Source organism: Paenibacillus sp. FSL R5-0701 (genome assembly GCF_037973995.1).
In the GTDB taxonomy this organism is placed as follows: domain Bacteria; phylum Bacillota; class Bacilli; order Paenibacillales; family Paenibacillaceae; genus Paenibacillus.
On record NZ_CP150230.1, the window covers coordinates 2,875,591 to 2,895,688 of the forward strand.

A 20,098-nucleotide genomic window follows, 5' to 3' on the forward strand; every position below is an offset into this window, starting at 1 on the left:
TTGACAGGGTGCATGAACCGTTTTGCACGGTACGGGAGAGCAGCAGAACATAAATGTTTCCAATGAATGGGCATCTGCCACCACAGGGAGGTTAAAACAATGGATGATCAGGTGTATATTCCGATTACAAAACATATTCCCGAGGGACTTCGCAGTGAGACAGATCAGTTACACGGGTTGCTTGTCGCATTATTGTCAGCGGAATTAAAGGCAATGGGGTTATTTGAAAAAAGCTATTCCAACACCAGGGAATGGTTAGAGAAAAACGGGATACCCGTTTTGTTTCATCGCTGGATGGAAGAGACACTTGCTGTGTTAGCCAAAGAAGAGGGGAATGGCGCTGAGGGCGGGCAAACCGCTACTACCTTCGAGAATGTGTGGCAGAAATGGGATGAAGTTAAACAGCAATGGCTGCAAAAGGGCCACCTTCGATCCCAGGTCCTTTTGGCAGAAACGGCATTAAAACACCTGCCTGATATTCTTCGGGGATACAAGCAGGCAACGGATGTTCTTTTCCCCAATTCAAGCATGACACTTGTCGAAGGCATATACCAAAACAATCCCATCGCCGACTATTTCAATGAGGTTATGGGATCGCAACTTATAACAATTATTGAAGAAAAAATAAAAAAGAATGCAACCATTCGGTTGAGAATCATTGAATTTGGCGCGGGTACTGGCGGAACCAGTACCCCTGTGCTTGATAAGCTCAGACCGTATGAGCAGTACATTGAGGAATATTGTTATACGGATATCTCTTCCTCTTTTCTATTGCAGGCAGAGCAGCGCTATGGAAATGAACACCCATATTTAACTTATAGAAAAATAGATGTGACCAAACAACTGCAGGGTCAATCCATTAATGAAGCTGTCTATGATATAGCAATCGCGGCCAATGTGCTGCATGCTACACCCAATATCCGTCAAACCCTCGGACATATCAAGGCAGCGATCAAAAAACAGGGGTATTTGCTCCTGAACGAGATAACCGATAATACACTTTTTGCCCATATTACGTTTGGTTTGTTGGAGGGCTGGTGGTTATACGAAGATGAGGCACTGCGTATTCCGGGCTGCCCAGGACTTACACCTAATACATGGAAAAAGGTGCTCGCCAAAGAGGGGTTCAGAAATGTTCGTTTTCCGGCATTAAATGCTGAAGAGTGGGGACAACAAATCGTTGTATCTCAAAGTGACGGCATCATTATACATGAAATAAAACAGAGTCCTGTATCTCATCCTGTACTGACACAAACCAGAGCGATTCCTGACGTGGAATGGAGACCCAATTCATCCCCGGTTATGGAGACTGGAAACATTCAACCTACAGCAGATATTCCTGACCACCTGATCCGGGATCATATTATTACGGTCATCCGGGACAGCATAGAAACTTCACTTAAGATGAGTCAGAACCGGATCGATAATCATCAAAGTTTCTCTGAATATGGCGTCGATTCGATTGTTGCCGTCAATCTGGTCAATCTTATTAACGAGCAATGTGGAATAGTGATGCAGACTACAGTGCTGTTCGATCATAACACGGTCCATGCCTTAAGCAAGCACATGCTGGAGCAATATCGACAAGAGATTGTGGCGTACATGCTGCCTGACCCGGCTACATCTCCACAGAGGAAAGACGAACAAGCTATCATTTTGGACATGAGCAACGATAATCGTAAGGCTGATAAGCCTGCTGTGCATAGGAATGAGGATCGGTTGCCAGTTCGGGATGAGAGAAGTAATCCTAATGCGACTTGGACAAGCACAATGGTTAATAACGAAAAGCTGGGATCCATTTCGGAAGGTTCATATTATCGATTGCTGCTGGAGAAACCTGGAGAACCCGATGAACTTAAACTGATTCAGGATAAATCGCGTTCACTCCAGTCAAACGAAGTGCAAATTGCTGTATATGCTTTTTCACTTAATTTTGGAGACCTGTTATGTGTAAGAGGACTGTATCCAACCATGCCCGCATATCCGGTTACCCCTGGTTTCGAAGTCAGCGGAGTCGTTGTTCAAACAGGTTCCGAGGTTACAGACCTTCGAAGTGGTGAAGAAGTGGTGGCCATGATGGGTGAGCAGATGGGTGGTCATGCCAATATGGTGATCTGTCCGGCAGCTCATGTAGTTCCCAAACCGAAAAAGTTAACATTTGAAGAAGCCTGCTCACTGCCGGCCGTCACTATGACCATGCTTGATGTGTTCCACAAAGCCAAACCACAGCCAGGTGAAAAAATATTGATTCAGACGGCGGCCGGAGGGACAGGTCTTATTGCCGTACAGCTGGCGCAGCATTATGGTCTGGAAATCTATGCCACAGCGGGTTCAGATGTAAAACTGAACTATCTGCAACAACAGGGTGTGCATCATACCATTCAGTATGTGGAGCAAGATTTTGCCGAGGAGATCCACCGTCTTACGAACGGGCAAGGTGTAGATATTGTTATCAATACTTTATCGGGTGATGCGATTCAAAAGGGGATGGCTTGTCTTGCTCCCGGTGGCAGATATATTGAAATTGCTATGACTGCCCTCAAATCAGCCAAAAATATTGATTTATCCTTGTTATCAAACAATCAGGCATTTTATTCGGTAGATTTGCGACGCATGGCCTTCCGTGATCCTTCTATAATTCGAACCTATATGAAGGAAATGGCGATCCTAATTGACCAGAACATCGTTCGTCCGACGATATATGCCACTTATCCTTTTCAACAAGTGAAAGAAGCATATAAGGCTATGGGAAACCGCAGTAATATCGGCAAAATTGTGGTACATATCCCTGAAGAACAACGTTTTAAGCCATATTCTGCTAAGCCTTGGGAGCAAAACGTTGTGGTAGAAGAGGCCATAATGAATCAAGAAACACCGTCAGTCAGGGAGGAAATAGCGATTATTGGAATCAGTGGCCGATTTGCACAAAGTCGCAATCCTGAGGATTTATGGCAACATTTGCAAGCCGGGAATGATCTGATTGGAGAGGTAAAACGTTGGGATCTGGACGCTTATTACGCGGATCAGCAGTCTTATTGTCGACATGGCAGCTTTATAGAGGATTTTGATCGTTTCGATCCTCTGTTTTTTAATATATCCGGCGTGGAAGCCACCTATATGGACCCGCAGCAGCGCATTTTTTTGGAGGAGTCCTGGAAGGCGCTTGAAGATGGCGGTTATGCTGGCAAAAAGGCCGAGGGCCTTCAATGTGGTGTCTATGTAGGCTGCAGCGGCATGGATTATCAAAGCATATTTGGACATGAGGGCCCTCCGCAGGCTTTCTGGGGGAACGCCAATTCTATTGTGCCTGCTCGCATAGCCTATTACCTGAATCTGCACGGTCCGGCCATTACAGTGGATACAGCCTGTTCCAGTTCATTGGTGGCCATTCATCTGGCATGTCAAGGATTATGGTCAGGCGAGACGAATATGGCTCTTGCCGGAGGCGTATTCATCCAGTCCACCCCTGGATTCTACATTGCCTCCAATCGAGCGGGAATGCTGTCTCCAACAGGACGGTGTCATACCTTTGATGAAGCAGCAGATGGTTTTGTTCCAGGAGAAGGCGCAGGGGTTGTTATCCTGAAAAGGCTTAGCGAGGCGCTGGATGACGGTGACCAGATTTACGGAGTCATTCGAGGGAGCGGAATAAACCAGGATGGGTCCACCAATGGAATTACGGCTCCCAGTGCGAAATCCCAGGAACGGCTTGAGCAGAACGTATATGAGACTTTTAATATTAATCCTGAACACATCCAGCTGGTCGAGGCTCATGGGACAGGGACCAGGCTGGGAGACCCGATTGAGTTCAATGCATTGGCGCAGGCGTTTAGAAAACATACGGACGAAAAGCAGTTCTGCGCGATCGGCTCGGTAAAAAGCAATATCGGTCATACGGCCACGGCAGCTGGAGTAGCGGGTTTGTTTAAAATTATGCTGGGGATGCGTCATCAAAAAATAGCCCCCTCCATTCATTTTCATCAAGCCAACAGCCAGATTGTCTTAAATGACAGCCCGTTCTATATCCCTACAGACACGATGGAATGGAAAGCCGGGTCAAGTGGCAAAAGATGTGCTGCAATCAGTTCATTTGGTTTCAGTGGTACGAATGCACATATGGTCATTGAGGAGGGACCTCTGCAATCCAGAGCGTCAGAGCCGATGCCAGGATATTTGATTGCACTTTCAGCCCGTACCGCCGAACAATTGCGTCAGCAGGTTGAACAACTCACCGCCTACGGAAGACAATTGCCGGAACAGGATTGCGGTAACTTGAGCTACACGCTGTTATTGGGACGCAAACATATGGATTTCCGCCTCGCCTGTGTGACCCGAAGTCTGAATGAAGCGATGACTATACTTCAACGCTGGTTGGATAAGGGAAGTGCACCACAGGTTCGGGTTTCACAAGGAACACCGGACACTTCACATGAGCACTCCTCATTACAGCGATATGGGAATGAATGTTTGCGGAGTTGTCAGAAGACGACACATGCAAGCGAATATTTAGAACATCTGGGTACTGCAGCGGATCTGTATATCCAGGGATATGAACTTGATTATGATCTGTTGTTTGAGCAGGGTCACTATTGGACCATATCCTTACCCACCTATCCATTTGCCAGAGAGCGGTATTGGGTGGAGCACGAAGAAATGAATTGCTCACCATTAATAGAGAAACCAACAATAGTTAAACCATCAAATGAGAGCATATTACTGCACTCCATGCTGCACCACAACCGTTCGGATCTGCTGCGGGGCCAGTGGTACAGCAGTCAGTTCAATGGCAATGAGCCTTTCCTAAGCGATCATGTTGTACAGGGGCACAAGCTGCTTCCAGCTGTTGTTCAGCTGGAGATGGCCCGGGCAGCAGCGGCGCATGCAGCGAATTGGCCTCCGCTCACACACAGTCTGCTGCTGCGGCATGTAATGTGGAGCAGGCCGCTCGTTGTTGGAGAGGAGCCTCTGGAGGTTCATCTGGCGCTTGAGGCTGAGGCAGATGAGAGCTTGTCCTATAAAATATCGGCAGCGTCATCAATTGAGTCCAGCGAAGCGGTGTATAGTCAAGGGCGTGTAAGTGTAGGAAGACCTCTCGTAGAAACCGTGCAAACCTTGGATTTGCACGCTGTACGCAGCCGGTGTACAGAGGGACAGGCCAGTGGAGCAGTTTGTTATGAAGCATTCCGAAAACTGGGTCTGGAGTACGGTCCGTCCCATCAGACCATTGCCGAATTGCAATGGGGGGCAAACGAGACCTTGGCGCAGTTGCGTCTGCCACAAGCGTTCTTCGAAGGGCAAGCGGATACTGTGCTGCATCCCGGTATGGTGGATGGGGCCTTGCAAGCATCCATCGCCCTGCTGGCCGGAGATCAGATCGCGGAAGTGCTGAGATCCACTACTCAGGAGGGGACAGTAAGCTTGGAGAGCACGGCTCTTGCGAGCACAACAGAACGACATGGGAACCCGCCCGCCTCCGCTCCGTTGCCTTTTGCACTGGAGGAGGCGGAAGTGATATCCCCTTGCCAGGCGCACATGTGGGCGGTGGTGCGTGTTCGCCCCGAGTCTGCGGCATCTTCCGCTGCGGAGGCTAGCGTCCGTAAACTGGATCTGGAGCTGTGCGATTCAGAGGGACAGGTTTGCATTCGACTGCGGGGCGTGACCTCGCGTGTACCCGAAAGCCGGGAAGGTGTGCTGCTGGTGCAGCCCAAGTGGCAGGAGCTGCCGAAGCGCTCCCTACCGGCTGAAGCTGTGGGGGTTGAACCCGCGGTGCTGCTGTGTGATTGGGCCCCGCAAGACTTCGCGGCTGCGGATGTGTCCTGGAAGCAGATGGTGTTAACGGGGGCGTTGGAGGCGCGGTACGGACAGGCTGTTCAGGCCATTCTGCACCATGTGCAGCAGCAGCTTGCGATGCAGCGAAGCCACCGGATGGCTGTGCAGGTCGTCGTGGCGGGAGATGAACAAGGAAGACGGTTCGCCGGCCTGAGCGGGCTGCTGCGGACGGTGCGACTGGAGCATCCGGGCTGTCTGGCACAGCTTGTCGAAGTCCAGCCAGAGACATCGGCCGCCATATTGACCGAACAGTTGCACCAGTGTGCGCTCCATGCGGAGGAGAGCCACCTGCGTTGGGAAGCGGGTGAGCTGAAGCGAGTGGGCTGGCAGGCGGTCGACGTGGACAGAGATGAGAACGTGGACACGAATGAGATGACGAATGGGAATGCAGAGACAGAGGTGAAGACAAAGCGGAAGACCAGTGTCCCACGGTTGTCCCCTTGGAGAGACGGAGGCGTGTACGTCATTACAGGCGGAGCCGGTGGCCTGGGACGGATCTGGGCCCGGGAGATTTCAGCCCAAACGGAAGGCAGTACGCTTATATTGACTGGCCGATCCCCGGCGATGCCAGAGGCGGTACAGCGAGAGATGGCGCAGCTCCCTGCCCAGGTGCTTTATGAAGCAGTGGACGTCACCGATCGGGAGGCGGTCCACGGACTGTTCGGGCGTATCCGTCAGCAGTATGGCCGGGTGAACGGGGTGCTGCATTGTGCCGGAGAGATCCGGGACAGTCTAATACGATACAAAACGGAATCCGACTGGCAGGCCGTGCTGGCCCCGAAAGTAGTCGGCATACGGAATCTGGAAGAAGCGATCGGGACCGAAGCGCTGGATGTGCTGCTGCTGTTCTCCTCGGGTGCAGCGGTGACGGGGAATGCAGGGCAGGGTGATTATGCCGCCGCCAATGGGTATATGGATGCGTATGCGGTGAACCGAAATGCGCGGATGAAACGCGGGGAGTGTCAAGGGCGAACCTTATCCATTAACTGGCCGTTGTGGGAAGAAGGCGGGATGCAGCTGGAGGAAGAGGGGAAGCAGCGTCTGTGGAAACAGCATGGACTGAGACCGCTGGGAACCGCGTCGGGAGTAAAGGCGTTGTATCAGGCCTGGGAGAGTGGAAGCAGTCAGGTAGCGGTGGCGGAAGGCAAGCTGTCGGTGCTGCGAAGAAGCCTGCTGGAGCCGGGATATTCGGGGTCGGGCCAACCGATCGAACCGGTAAAGTCAGACAAGCTTGAATCGATGTCGGAACCGTTATCCACCAAGCTTGGAGCCCCTCTGGCGAGAGGCATGACTCAGCAGGAAGCTATAGCGATGCTCACGTTGGAAGTGGCCGCTTTGTTGAACGTAGGGGAGCAGGACGTGGACCCGGACATGGACTGGAGTGAATATGGTTTGGACCTGGTGCAATGGAGTGAGCTTTCCCGCAGGCTGCTAACTCGGCATGGATGGGACATTTCTGCAGAGACACTCTTGGAACACTTGAACATGAGTCAAACTGTCCAGCAAGTTACCGGTCAGATCCACCCGATGGGGAAGGAGCGAATGGACCTGCATAAAAAAGAAGAGAACCTTGGCCTTGTTCATAAGAATGATGCTGATTTGCGAGTAAAAACAGTTCAATTTCTGCAAGAGCGTTTAGCCCGTGTCATCGGTCTTCCGAAATCAAGGATTGACGTAGATACTGCAATGGATCGATACGGGATAGATTCGTTACTTATTATGCAAATGACCACTAATTTGGAAGAACAGTTTGGCCTCTTGCCCAAAACACTTTTTTTCGAGTATCAGACCCTTCGGGCTCTGAGCGAATATTTTCTTGAGCACCATCATGAACCATTGCGACTCATTTTAGGGGAAGAACTTCCTGAGGAATCCGATGGTATATCTCGTGCTTCGGTTGCTGTACAGAATCCGGGGATAGAGGACGTTAAATCCAAGGGCATTTTACGCCAAAAGAGGACGTTAAAGAATCAACAAGCTACTAATCCAGAGTCGAAGAACGTTGGTTCATTGAAATCTTTGAATCCAATTGAATCATCCAATCGGGTTCAAGAGGATGAGGAGAAGCAGGATATTGCCATTATTGGTGTGGCGGGAAGGTACCCGGGAGCGCGGAACATCCATGAGTTTTGGGAGAATCTGCGCAGTGGAACGGACAGCATTACCGAGATTCCATCTGAACGCTGGGACCAGGAGCAGGTATATGATTCAACGCCGGGCACACCGGGCAAGACCTATGGACGCTGGGGCGGATTTCTGGACGGTGTGGACGAATTCGATCCGTTGTTCTTCCAGATTTCTCCTCGGGAAGCTGAGATGATGGATCCGCAGGAACGATTATTCATGCAGTGTGTGTACGAGACGATTGAGGATGCGGGGTATACGCGGGAGCGTTTGGCTACCGACATCGTGGGTGTGTACGTGGGTGTGATGTACGAGGAATACCAACTGTACGGGGCCGAGTCCTCAATTGCGCTCTCCGGTAATCCGGCGTCCATCGCCAACCGGGTGTCGTATTTCTGTAATTTCCGCGGACCGAGTCTGGCGGTGGATACGATGTGTTCATCTTCGCTGACTTCCATTCATCTGGCGTGCCAGAGTTTAAGACAGAATGAGTGTCAGGTTGCAGTCGCGGGCGGGGTGAATGTGTCGGTCCACCCGAACAAATATATCATGTTGTCTCAAGGACGATTCCTGTCCAGCAAAGGTCGCTGTGAGAGCTTTGGTGAAGGGGGCGACGGGTATGTGCCGGGGGAAGGCGTGGGCGCGGTCCTGTTAAAATCGCTTGCACGAGCCGTTGCAGACGGGGACCGGATTTACGGCGTGATCAAAGGGTCGGCCTTGAATCACGGTGGAAAAACAAACGGATATACCGTGCCGAATCCCAACGCCCAGGCGGACGTCATCGGCCGGGCCTTGCGTGAGGCGGGCGTTGACCCGCGGACGATCAGTTATGTGGAAGCCCATGGCACGGGTACGTCGCTCGGTGATCCCATCGAGATTGCGGGGCTGAGTAAAGCTTTTCAGCAAGATCCGTCGGAAGAGGCCTACTGTGCGATTGGTTCAGCGAAATCCAATATCGGACATGCAGAGAGCGCAGCAGGCATCGCGGGAGTCACCAAGGTGCTGCTGCAATTACAGCATGGAGAGCTGGCGCCATCCCTGCATGTGCAGCAGACCAACCCGCATATTGACTTTAGTCAAACCCCATTCACGGTCCAGCGGGAGTTAGACGTTTGGGAACGTCCGAGAGTGGACGGTCAGATCGTACCGCGACGGGCGGGGATTTCCTCGTTTGGTGCAGGTGGAGCGAATGCTCATCTCATTTTGGAGGAATACCGGGAACCCGACCTGACGCGTGAAAAGATGAATGAGCAAAACGAGCAAAATGAAGTGCCAGGGATGATCGTGCTGTCAGCGAAGAACGAGGAACGGCTGGTCGTGCAGGCCCGTCAGCTGCGAGATGCACTCCGTACCGGGCAGAGCAGCTGGAAAGTGAGGGAGATCGCCTATACACTGCAAACCGGACGTGAAGCAATGGAGGTACGGCTGGGTGTGCTGGCGCAAACGATGGAGGAGCTGCTTGCCAAGCTGGACAGCTATGTGGAACAGGTGGGACAGGCGGAACCAGCAGGCAAAGGAAACTTGTACTATCAGGGGCATGTGAAGCAAGGGCAGGAGCATCCGGGTTGGTTAACCGATGAGGAAGACATGAAAGAGAATGTGAAACGCTGGCTGTCCCAGGGTCGTTATGAGCATGTACTTGACGCGTGGACACGAGGGGCAGTGATTCAGTGGATGGAGCTATACGGGGACAACAGACAGCAGCACCCGCGCCCAGTCAGTCTGCCGGCGTATCCGTTTGCACGAAATCGCTACTGGGCTCCAAAGAAAACCGAGTTGGTATCGTCCAGCGCGGTTGGTACGAACGGATCAGCCATGCTCCATCCACTTTTGCATAGCAATACTTCGGATCTTCAAGAGCAGCGGTACACTTCACTCTTTACAATGGACTCGCCTATGCTTATGGATATCAATAAAGAGCAAACAACAAAATTATTGCCCGACTTGCTTCATCTGGAAATCGCCTATGCAGCTCTGGATTTGGCCATACCTGATGATCATGATTCAGCAGAATCAGCATTATCGATCCAATTGCAGGATGTGATATGGGACAACCCTATTTATGTGTCTGATCAGCCACTTCCGTTACACATCTCATTGCAATCCGAATCACATTTAACAGTGGGATACGTCATATATGGTGAAAATGTAGGGGGATTTCAACCCGTATATAGTAGCGGAATGGCCAAAAAGGTGGCTTCAGAGTTCACAGGATCAGATGCTCTGGAAATTGATTCTATCGATATGCTCTACACCGCTGAGCTGGATTCGTCAATCACTGCTTTTGCGAACCATGCTTCAAAGTCAGCCTTGTCCTCATCTCCTTATGCGGTAGAACGTATATATGTGGGGGAAGACCATATTCTGATCAAGTTTGAAGATGCAACGGATGTGTTATCTATACCACCAGTGTACAAACTGCCAGTAGATGCAATTCACCTTGCCGTTTATGGGGGGCTAGGCTGGACAGAAATTGAAAATGAAGCAAAGCAGCAGTTGGATATGTCTGCTTCACGTCCTGTTTACATTCAATCCCTTCAAAGACTTGATGCAGTAGGCGCATCAAATATTTCTTGGGCGAGAGTAGACAGAAGAGAGCGAATGAATGGGGCGTCAGGACTTGAAGTGTTGGACATTCGTTTGTATTCATCAGAAGGACGCGCAGTGTTGAAGATTCAGGGATTAGAAGCAGGCTTTACAGCCATGTCGCAGGGGACAGAAAACGACGGAATAGCGGTACATTCGAATGCTGCAACTACAAGTGCAGGTGCATTTGTACTTGAATCTTCATTCGGTGAATCCGAGAAAGAAACTGTGATCCTCTCCAAAGAAGCTTCATCTGCTTCCATGGCTTCTCGCCGGAGACCGGAGCTCTTGGGCCTAACAACGTCTGAGTGTGTAAGGTGGGAGTTAAAGGAACTGGCAGGCCAAACGTTGAAAATTCCAAGGGAACTGATTGATGGCAATGAAAATCTTGCCGAATATGGATTTGATTCCATTAGCCTGACTGAATATGCAACGGTTCTTAATCAGCATTTTGGAATGGACCTGGCACCATCCATATTTTTCGATCACACCACACTTCATGAATTGGCTCATTATCTGGAGCGAGAATTCGAGCAGACCATCACGGATCAATATGCAGATCACGACATTCAAACGGGAGAAAAACATACAGAGCAAGCCGCACCGTTAAAAAGCAAAGTGGCACAGCATCGTTCCAAAGCCCGAAAGCCTAACGCCCAGAGACAAGCATCTGGCAAGTACTGGCGTTTGGGAGATACACGGCGAATGCAAGCGGCCGATGAACCTGTTGCCATTATTGGTATCAGCGGACGATTTCCCGAAGCGCGCAATGTAGATGAGATGTGGTCGATTCTCGTAAATGGACAAACGGCTGTTAAGACCGTTCCCTCGGATCGATTCACCAGCAGTAAAAAGGATGCTACTTGGAAATGCGGTCTTGTGCCAGGGATACGAGAGTTTGATCCCCGCTTCTTCGAAATCTCTCCACGCGAGGCCGAGAGCATGGACCCACGTCAGCGATTGCTATTGCAAGAATCCTGGAGAGCGCTTGAGGATGCCGCTTATGGCAAAAAACAACTTTCCTCCGGTCGGGTCGGCATGTTTGTAGGAGTGGAGAATAATGAATATTTGCAGTTTGTCGGCCTGGATGGACCGCTTACGTCCAATCACAATGCCATTCTGGCCGCCCGGTTGGCGTATCTGTTGGACCTGAATGGCCCGAATATGGCGATCAATACGGCTTGTTCTTCGGGTCTGGCGGCTGTTCATCAAGCTTGTGCCAGCCTGCGGGCGGGAGAGTGCGACACAGCTCTTGCGGCAGGAGTAAGCCTGCTGCTCACTGAGCAGGGGTTCGAAGCGATGTCCCAAGCAGGCATGTTGTCTGAGGACGGTCGCTGTTATGCGTTCGACCAGCGTGCTAATGGCATGGTGCCGGGAGAAGCGATCGCGGTTGTTGTATTAAAGACCTTATCTCAGGCTGAGGCGGATGGAGACTCGATCTACGGGGTCATTCGGGGCAGTGGCATGAACTATGATGGCAAAACGAATGGAATCACCGCGCCGAGTGGTGTGGCACAGACGGCGTTAATGAATGAGGTATATGCCCGGTATGGCATTCCGGCGGAGGACATGCAGTACATTGTGACCCACGGGACGGGAACACGCCTCGGAGACCCGGTCGAAATCAAGGCTTTGCAGGAAGCCTATAAAGGACGGAATATGGCGCCAGGTTCCTGTGCGTTAACGTCGGTAAAAACGAATTTGGGTCATACCCTCGCTGCATCCGGTGTGGTGAGCCTGATTAGTCTGGTACAGGCGATGCGTTATGAGACGATCCCGGCAAGTCTGCACTGTGAGGAAGAGAGTGAATATATCCAGTGGTCGGAGGGGCCGTTTTATGTAAACAAAAGCAAACGGCCTTGGCCACGAACGGAGCAGGGCAGGTTGGGCGCGGTAAGTGCTTTTGGCATGAGTGGAACCAACGTGCATGTCGTGGTGGAAAGTTATGAAGGCAACGGGCAAAAACAAATGGCTGGAAATACAGCGCCTTATTATTTGCTGGCACTGTCCGCCAAAACGGAAGAGGCACTACATCGCAAGGTGGAGGACATGATCGCCGTGCTGGAACGGGAAGAGGAGCCGGATCTGGCGGCAATCAGTTACACGCTCCTGGAGGGACGACAGCATTTCCGTCACCGTTGTGCGGTGGTTGTACAGTCCCGGGCGGATGCTGTGCATGTCTGGAAACAGTTCGGTACGAAAGAAAATAACGGGAAGATGTTTCGCGGGACAGTGGGCCGGGAGTTCACTGAACAGCGCATTGTTCGGGAACACGGTCATGAGCTTTTGCATCAACTTCAGCATGGAACTCAAGCGATCGCAACCGGGGCATACCGTGACATTCTTCATGTGCTGGCGGATTTATACTGTCAGGGTTACGCATTGGATTGGATGAATATGTACGGTGAGTCTGTTCCTGAACGCATTCATTTGCCTTCATATCCGTTTGCCCAGGAAGAATACTGGGTGACCCAGTCATCACCTGAAGCAAGCCGGTTGAACGAGCAGCTTCTGACAGCAAAGCTCCACCCGCTTGTACACCGGAATACGTCAACGCTGCGCGAACAGCGTTATAGCTCTGTTTTTGCACGGGAAGATCCGTTGTTACATGACCCTATGGAATCGGGTTACCAATGTTTGCCAGATTCAGCCCACTTGGAGATGGCCCGGGCTGCTGCGCAATATGCGTTAAAGGGAGCGGGCGAGATGAACCAGGCCCCGGTCCGGATGAAGCTGACCGAGCATCAATGGGTCAATCCGGTTGTGGTGACAGAGCAGGCGCTGGAAGTTCATTTGGCCATTATTCCAGAATCAGATCAATCTTTAATCTATGAAATATTCAGTGAACGAGCTGACGGTGATGAAGAGTTGTGGAGCAGGGGCCGTATTGAATATGAATCACAGGAATTCGTGAGTCCGCCTATGGACATGCAGTCCATCACTGAAAGATGCACACATTTGGAGACTGCAAAACTTTCTTCAGAACTTAAAGGATCATCCATTGTTTGTTGTTATACCGGCGAAAATGAAGTGTTAATAAAGCTTTCAGCTGAAATTAATGCTCAGGATCGGACTTTGTTATATACTCCAAAGTTACTGACTGAAGCTGTATCACTGGCAGCAAACATCTTTGAGACAAGATCAGTAAAGGCAGCAGATTATCTTAACAAGGCCATGCTAGCAAGAGAGGACGGCGAGTTGAGTGTACATGAAGTGCTGAGTAAAGAACAAAAACATACTTGGCTCTCTATGGAATCCATGGAGTTTACGGCAGATCACTTGCAGCATCCGCTGTGGATGTGGATCAGGGAGTTGGATTCCGGGCTTGATGTTACTTTCTGTGATGAGAAAGAACAGGTAGTTGCACACATGGCGGGATTACAGGTCCAAAAGAATTTGATGACAAAAGATATGCCGGAGGACATGGAAATAAAGGAGATAGAACGTGAGGTCGCTGATGATAGCCTTCTGATGGCTTTTGAGGAAATCTGGGAAGAATCGGAGCCAGAACTTTATCATGAAGAGAACCCACAGACCATATTATGTGTACTTTCCCGTCAGGAGAATCAGGAGAGGTTCATTTCACTGATGAAACATCACAATCCTGAGATCCAGCTGGTCTTCATCGATCCGGGAATGTGGGAAAAAGAGACGGATCTTGATCATCATGCGAAGTACAGGGAAGCGCTTCAGGAGATCAGCCAGCAATATGGGAATGTGGATACGGTACTACATTTGTCGGCACTAGAGGAGCCACTACTGCTGCAAGACACGAAGCCAATTTTACTTTTGCTTCAGGCATTGGCAGCAGAGAAGATCAAGCCTGGCCGAATTCTGCTCGCCGGGGAATATAGAACAGGAATCGAACGTTGTTACCTAGATGCATGGATTGGTTTTGAGCGTTCACTTGGGCTTGTTATGCCCCATACGAAATTACAAGTGATCAGCAGCGATAAACCATCCAGTAACGAAGTGAACTGGAAAAGGTGGAGTGAACGGCTGTGGCAAGAATTAAGGTCGAACCAGCGGTGTAGCGTGCGGTATGAGAATGATCTGCGCAAAGTAAGCCGTATCAGACCAATTTCGCCTGCCGAGCATTACAAACAGGGGACAGAATACGTGTTGCCAGGAAAGACATATTTGATAACGGGCGGATTGGGAGGAATTGGCCTCGCTTTTGCCAGAGCATGGGCTCCGCTGGGAGTAAATCTGGTGTTGATGGGCCGATCTTCTCTGGATTCCGTGAAGCAGCATAGGCTCGATGAATTGATCGAGGCGGGAAGTCAGGCTATGTATGTTCAGGCTGATGTTGCCGTACTGGAACAAGTCGAAGAAGCGGTGCGGGCTGTCAAAAGCAAATTTGGCACTATTCACGGACTGATCCACGCCGCCGGGATTGAAAGTCGGGTAAGTGTGCTGGATAAATCAGCAGCTGATTTTGAACGTGTGCTTGCTCCCAAAATTCGTGGAACATTGGCGTTGGACAAAGCACTGGGTAACGAATCGCTGGAGTTCCGCAGTTATTTCTCTTCTTCATCGGCTATTTTGGGTGACTTCGGCTCCTGTGATTATGCTGTGGCGAATCGATTCCAGATGGCCTATGCTCAAGAACAGCATCGCACGGGTCCTATACACACAGTATCCATCAACTGGCCGCTTTGGAGAGAGGGCGGAATGGGCACAAGCGAAAAGAATGCTTCGGCTATGTATCTCAAAACCAGCGGTCAACGTTTTCTGGAAAAAGACGAAGGGGTGGCATTATTTCCAAAAATTCTAAATGAACCTTACGCTCACCAACTCGTTATGGCGGGGAAACCGGAACGCATACATCGTTTTCTGGGTGTTGAATTCACACCTGAGGAGCCGGCCAGCACATCTCATACTTCGTATGAGGTCGGGAATCCAGTCTTGAATGAGGCGGCCCCTGCGTTAGGGCTGCGTGTGGAGTTGAGTGGTAAAACGGTAGCTGAGTGCGCTCAATGGGAGCTAGGAGAAATAGCAAGCGAGCTATTAAAGATACCTCATGAAGAATTGGACCCTCAAGCCAATCTCGCAGAGTTTGGATTTGATTCCATCAGCTTGACAGAGTATGCAGCACGGTTGAGCCGTCATTACGGAGCAGAATTGACACCATCCATTTTCTTTGGACATTCCACATTGAAAGGATTGGCTGAATATCTGGAAAATGAACATCGGGATGTTCTAGTTGGCATGTACGAGGAAAGGAAGGCCGTGACCGACATGAAATCCAATGTCGCGGACCGAGGTTACCGATCCGGACGTTCCGGAAGATGGGCTGGCGGCAAATCCTTCCCTGCATCCGATCTTCGTCCAACTGCACGTAATCTGGATAAAATGGATCAATTCACGGAACCTGTTGCCATTATTGGTATTAGCGGACGGTTCCCCGAAGCACGAGATGTGGACGAGATGTGGTCCATGATCAGTCAGGGTCAGGAAGCGATAAGAAGGGCACCGGAGGACCGGTTTTCCACCCACAATGGGCGTGAGCCTTGGAAATGCGGTCTTGTACCAGGAGTACGGGAGTTTGATCCACGCTTCTTCGAAATTTCTCCGCGTGAAGCCGAGAGCATGGACCCGCGTCAGCGATTGCTATTGCAGGAATCCTGGAGAGCGCTTGAAGATGCCGCTTATGGGAAAAGACAGCTTTCCTCCGGCCGGGTAGGTATGTTTGTCGGGGTGGAGAATAACGAGTATTTGCAAGTTGTCGGTCTGGACGGGCCGCTTACATCCAACCACAATGCCATTCTGGCTGCCAGATTAGCCTATCTGCTGGACCTGAATGGTCCCAACATGGCGATTAATACGGCTTGTTCTTCGGGGTTGGCGGCTGTTCATCAAGCTTGTGCCAGCCTGCGAGCCGGAGAGTGCGACACGGCTCTTGCGGCAGGGGTGAGCCTGCTGCTTACCGAGCAGGGACTCGAAGCGATGTCCCAGGCGGGCATGCTGTCTGAGAATGGGCGCTGTTATGCGTTTGACCAGCGTGCCAATGGCATGGTTCCGGGAGAAGCGATAGCGGTTGTTGTATTAAAGACCTTATCTCAGGCTGAGGCGGATGGAGACTCGATCTACGGGGTCATTCGGGGCAGTGGCATGAACTATGATGGCAAAACGAATGGAATCACCGCGCCGAGTGGTGTGGCACAGACAGCACTAATGAATGAGGTGTATACACGGTACGGCATTCGGGCAGAGAACATGCAGTACATTGTGACCCACGGGACGGGAACACGTCTGGGAGACCCAGTTGAAATCAATGCTTTGCAGGAAGCCTACAAATCAAGAAATATGGAGCCAGGCTCCTGTGCGCTGACGTCGGTAAAAACGAATTTGGGTCATACCCTCGCCGCTTCGGGAGTGGTGAGCCTGATTAGCCTGGTACAGGCGATGCGTCATGAGACGATCCCGGCAAGTCTGCACTGTGAAGAGGAAAGTGAATATATCCGGTGGTCGGAGGGGCCGTTTTATGTGAACAAAAGCAATCGGCCTTGGCCACGAACAGAGCAGGCGAGACTGGGAGCGGTAAGTGCCTTTGGCATGAGCGGAACCAACGTGCATGTCGTGGTGGAAAGTTATGAAGGCAGCGGACAAAAACGAACGGCTGGTTATGCGTCACCTTATTATTTGCTGGCACTGTCGGCCAAAACGGAAGCAGCACTACAACGCAAGGTAGAGGACATGATCGCTGTACTGGAACGGGAAGAGATGCCGGATCTGACGGCAATGAGCTACACGCTGCTGGAGGGACGACAGCATTTCCGACACCGTTGTGCGGTGGTTGTGCAGTCCAGGGAAGATGCCGTATACATGTTGAAACAGCGGGGGCAATCCAAGTCAGGGGTTTTGTTTGAGGGCGTGGTGCCAAGAAGGTTTACTGGACAAAAGCTGTTACAGGAACATGGGGATGAATGGATTATCAAAAGCACCGAAAGAAGTTTGTCCTCGGAGAAACAGAGGGATATACTCCATGTGCTGGCTGATCTGTATGCCCAGGGCTATGATCTGAACTGGGGACAGATGTATGGCGATGTACCACCATCACGCATCAGCCTGCCAACGTATCCTTTTGCCCGAGAGGAATATTGGATGGCGTCAAATGAAAGAGAGCAAGAGGAAGAGCAGCCATCGCGGGAGCGCTCATGGGCTTCTCTTCACCCCCTGGTGCAACAAAATACGTCTGATTTCACTGAACAAAGGTTCAGCTCGGTCTTCAATGGAAGAGAATTTTTCCTTAAGGATCATATTATTCATGGAATCTCCGTACTTCCCGGGGTGGCCCAATTGGAAATGGCTCGGGCTGCATTGCAGCTTACCGTTGCCGGCACAAGACCTGTTTTTCTGCAAAATGTGGTGTGGATCAGTCCCGTAGTCATGGATGGAGATGCAGCAATCCCTAACAGCATTCAGGTAGAAATCGGATTACATCCTGTCACAGAAAATCCTCAACGTATAAGTTATGAGATATACCGGCAAGACCAGCAGGTTGAGGGGAAACGTCATGTATACAGTCAAGGACAGCTGGGATGGAATGAAGAAGCTGAATCCCCTCCAATTCATGACCTGAACGAACTCATGGCTGCATGCAGCCGATCGACCTGGACGGGTGCAGATTGTTACAACGCATTTAGGCAAGCCGGTATCCAGTACGGACCTGCATTTGAGGGAATACAGCAATTGTTCATCGGTGAAAGGGAAGTTTTGGCCCAACTGAAGCTGCCTGAGCATTTGTTGCCGGAAATGAACTCATATGTCCTTCATCCCTGTATATTGGACTCCGCGTTGCAGGCCTCTATAGGCATGATGCTGGAGCATCCTGAAGTGGATGGGAAAAAGGCGGGACATGGTTCAGGTGGACCACAGCCTTCGGTTCCTTTTGCGTTAAAGAAAGTTCGGATCTATAAAGCTTGTGCTCAAGACATGTGGGCATGGGTGCGCTACAGCTCCGATTCCAGTTCGGATGGGAAAGGAATGACGTTTGATATTGATTTGTTTGATCAAGAAGGAAGTGTCTGTGTTCGTTTAATTGGCTTTTCCTCTAGACAGCTTCCCGATCCAGAATCCACAGCGCCAGGTGCTGACACAACCGCTCGGTCTGAAATGCTGCTGTTAAAGCCGTATTGGCGGGAGATGGAGGTGGAAGGAGCCGGTCGGAGCCGGAAGACTCCAGACGCTGAGCATATCGTTATTTTATGTGGTGCACTCGCTTGCAGGTTGAGTGAGATGCAGCTTGAATTTCCGTCAGCATCGTTTATACCGATTGGGTTGGATCAGGGAATGGCCACAGCCGAAAAGTGGTTTGAGGATGGTGCCTTGCAGGTGTTTGGTAAACTTCAAACGATACTGTCCAGTGAATCGAATAAACCTCGAATTATACAGGCCGTTGTGCCTAATGATGGAGAGCAGCGTTTGTATGCTGCGCTGTCGGGTATGTTGCAAAGTATTAAACTCGAATATCCGGCTGTTGCGGGACAGTTGATTGAAATGGACGAACAGTTGGATAACGCAGATATTTTACAGCTATTGAAGTTGGACGTTTACGAGCCTAAAGATAACTGGATTCGTTATACGGGTCGTCGACGGGAATTGGCAGACTGGCAAGAGATTGAACCGTCCACTGTTCTTGAAAAACGGTTTTGGCGTGATCATGGTGTTTACCTCATTACAGGTGGTATGGGAGGGCTTGGACTTGTATTTGCGCAAGAGATCGCCACACAAGCCAAGCATCCAACACTTGTTCTCGTGGGCAGATCACCGATGGACGGTCTGATGGAACAATCCCTTGAAATATTGCGAGAGCAGGGAGCACGGGTGGACTATTTGCAGGTTGATGTAACGGATGGTGAAGCCGTGGAGAACCTTGTTGGTAGCATCAAACAAGTCTATGGCGCTATCCACGGCGTTATTCATGGAGCAGGATTAATCAGAGACAGTTTGTTTCTTGCCAAGACAGAGGAAGAATGGCGTCAGGTTATGAAACCCAAAGTGGCGGGCACTATACACCTGGATCGTTCTACACATAAGGAAGCATTGGATTTCTTCATTCTGTTCTCCTCTGGAACTGCCGTGCTCGGCAATATGGGGCAGAGTGATTACGCTACAGCCAATGCATTCATGGACCTATTCGCAACATACCGGGAAACGATGGTGAGTCAGGGCAAACGAAGCGGCAGGACACTGTCCTTAAACTGGCCACTATGGGAAAATGGCGGCATGAAGGTGGACTCATCTGTCAAACAAATGATGTGGCGGCAAATGGGAATGAGACCCCTGCATTCGAATCAGGGAATAGAGGCATTAACCCTTGCACTATCATCCACTTCTTCCAGAGTGATGGTCATGGCAGGGAACCCTGAACGAATTCGGGGCAAGATCAGAACTGTAAAATCACAAACACTAGGTATTTCCTCCCCAATGTATACAGCTTCTCCCAAAGGGGATAAGCCCAGGGACGACCGCTATTCGGAACTGGTTAATCGTGTTCTGGACGGGGAACTAACGGAGTCACAATTTGTTGAAGCGTTCATGAAGGAATAGGAGT

General features: G+C 50.6%; 1 protein-coding gene. It reads left to right on the forward strand.

Annotation, left to right across the window (positions count from 1 at the left end; all coding sequences use genetic code 11):
• The first annotated feature begins 99 nt into the window (after positions 1-99).
• Complete coding sequence (locus MKZ13_RS13230; protein WP_339184543.1) at positions 100-20,094, forward strand: SDR family NAD(P)-dependent oxidoreductase; 19,995 nt, start codon at positions 100-102, stop codon at positions 20,092-20,094.
• Positions 20,095-20,098 lie beyond the last annotated feature (4 nt).

Bases quoted from the DNA above. Each gene is read 5' to 3' on its own strand.
- MKZ13_RS13230 (WP_339184543.1), top strand. From the start codon at position 100: ATGGATGATCAGGTGTATATTCCGATTACAAAACATATTCCCGAGGGA.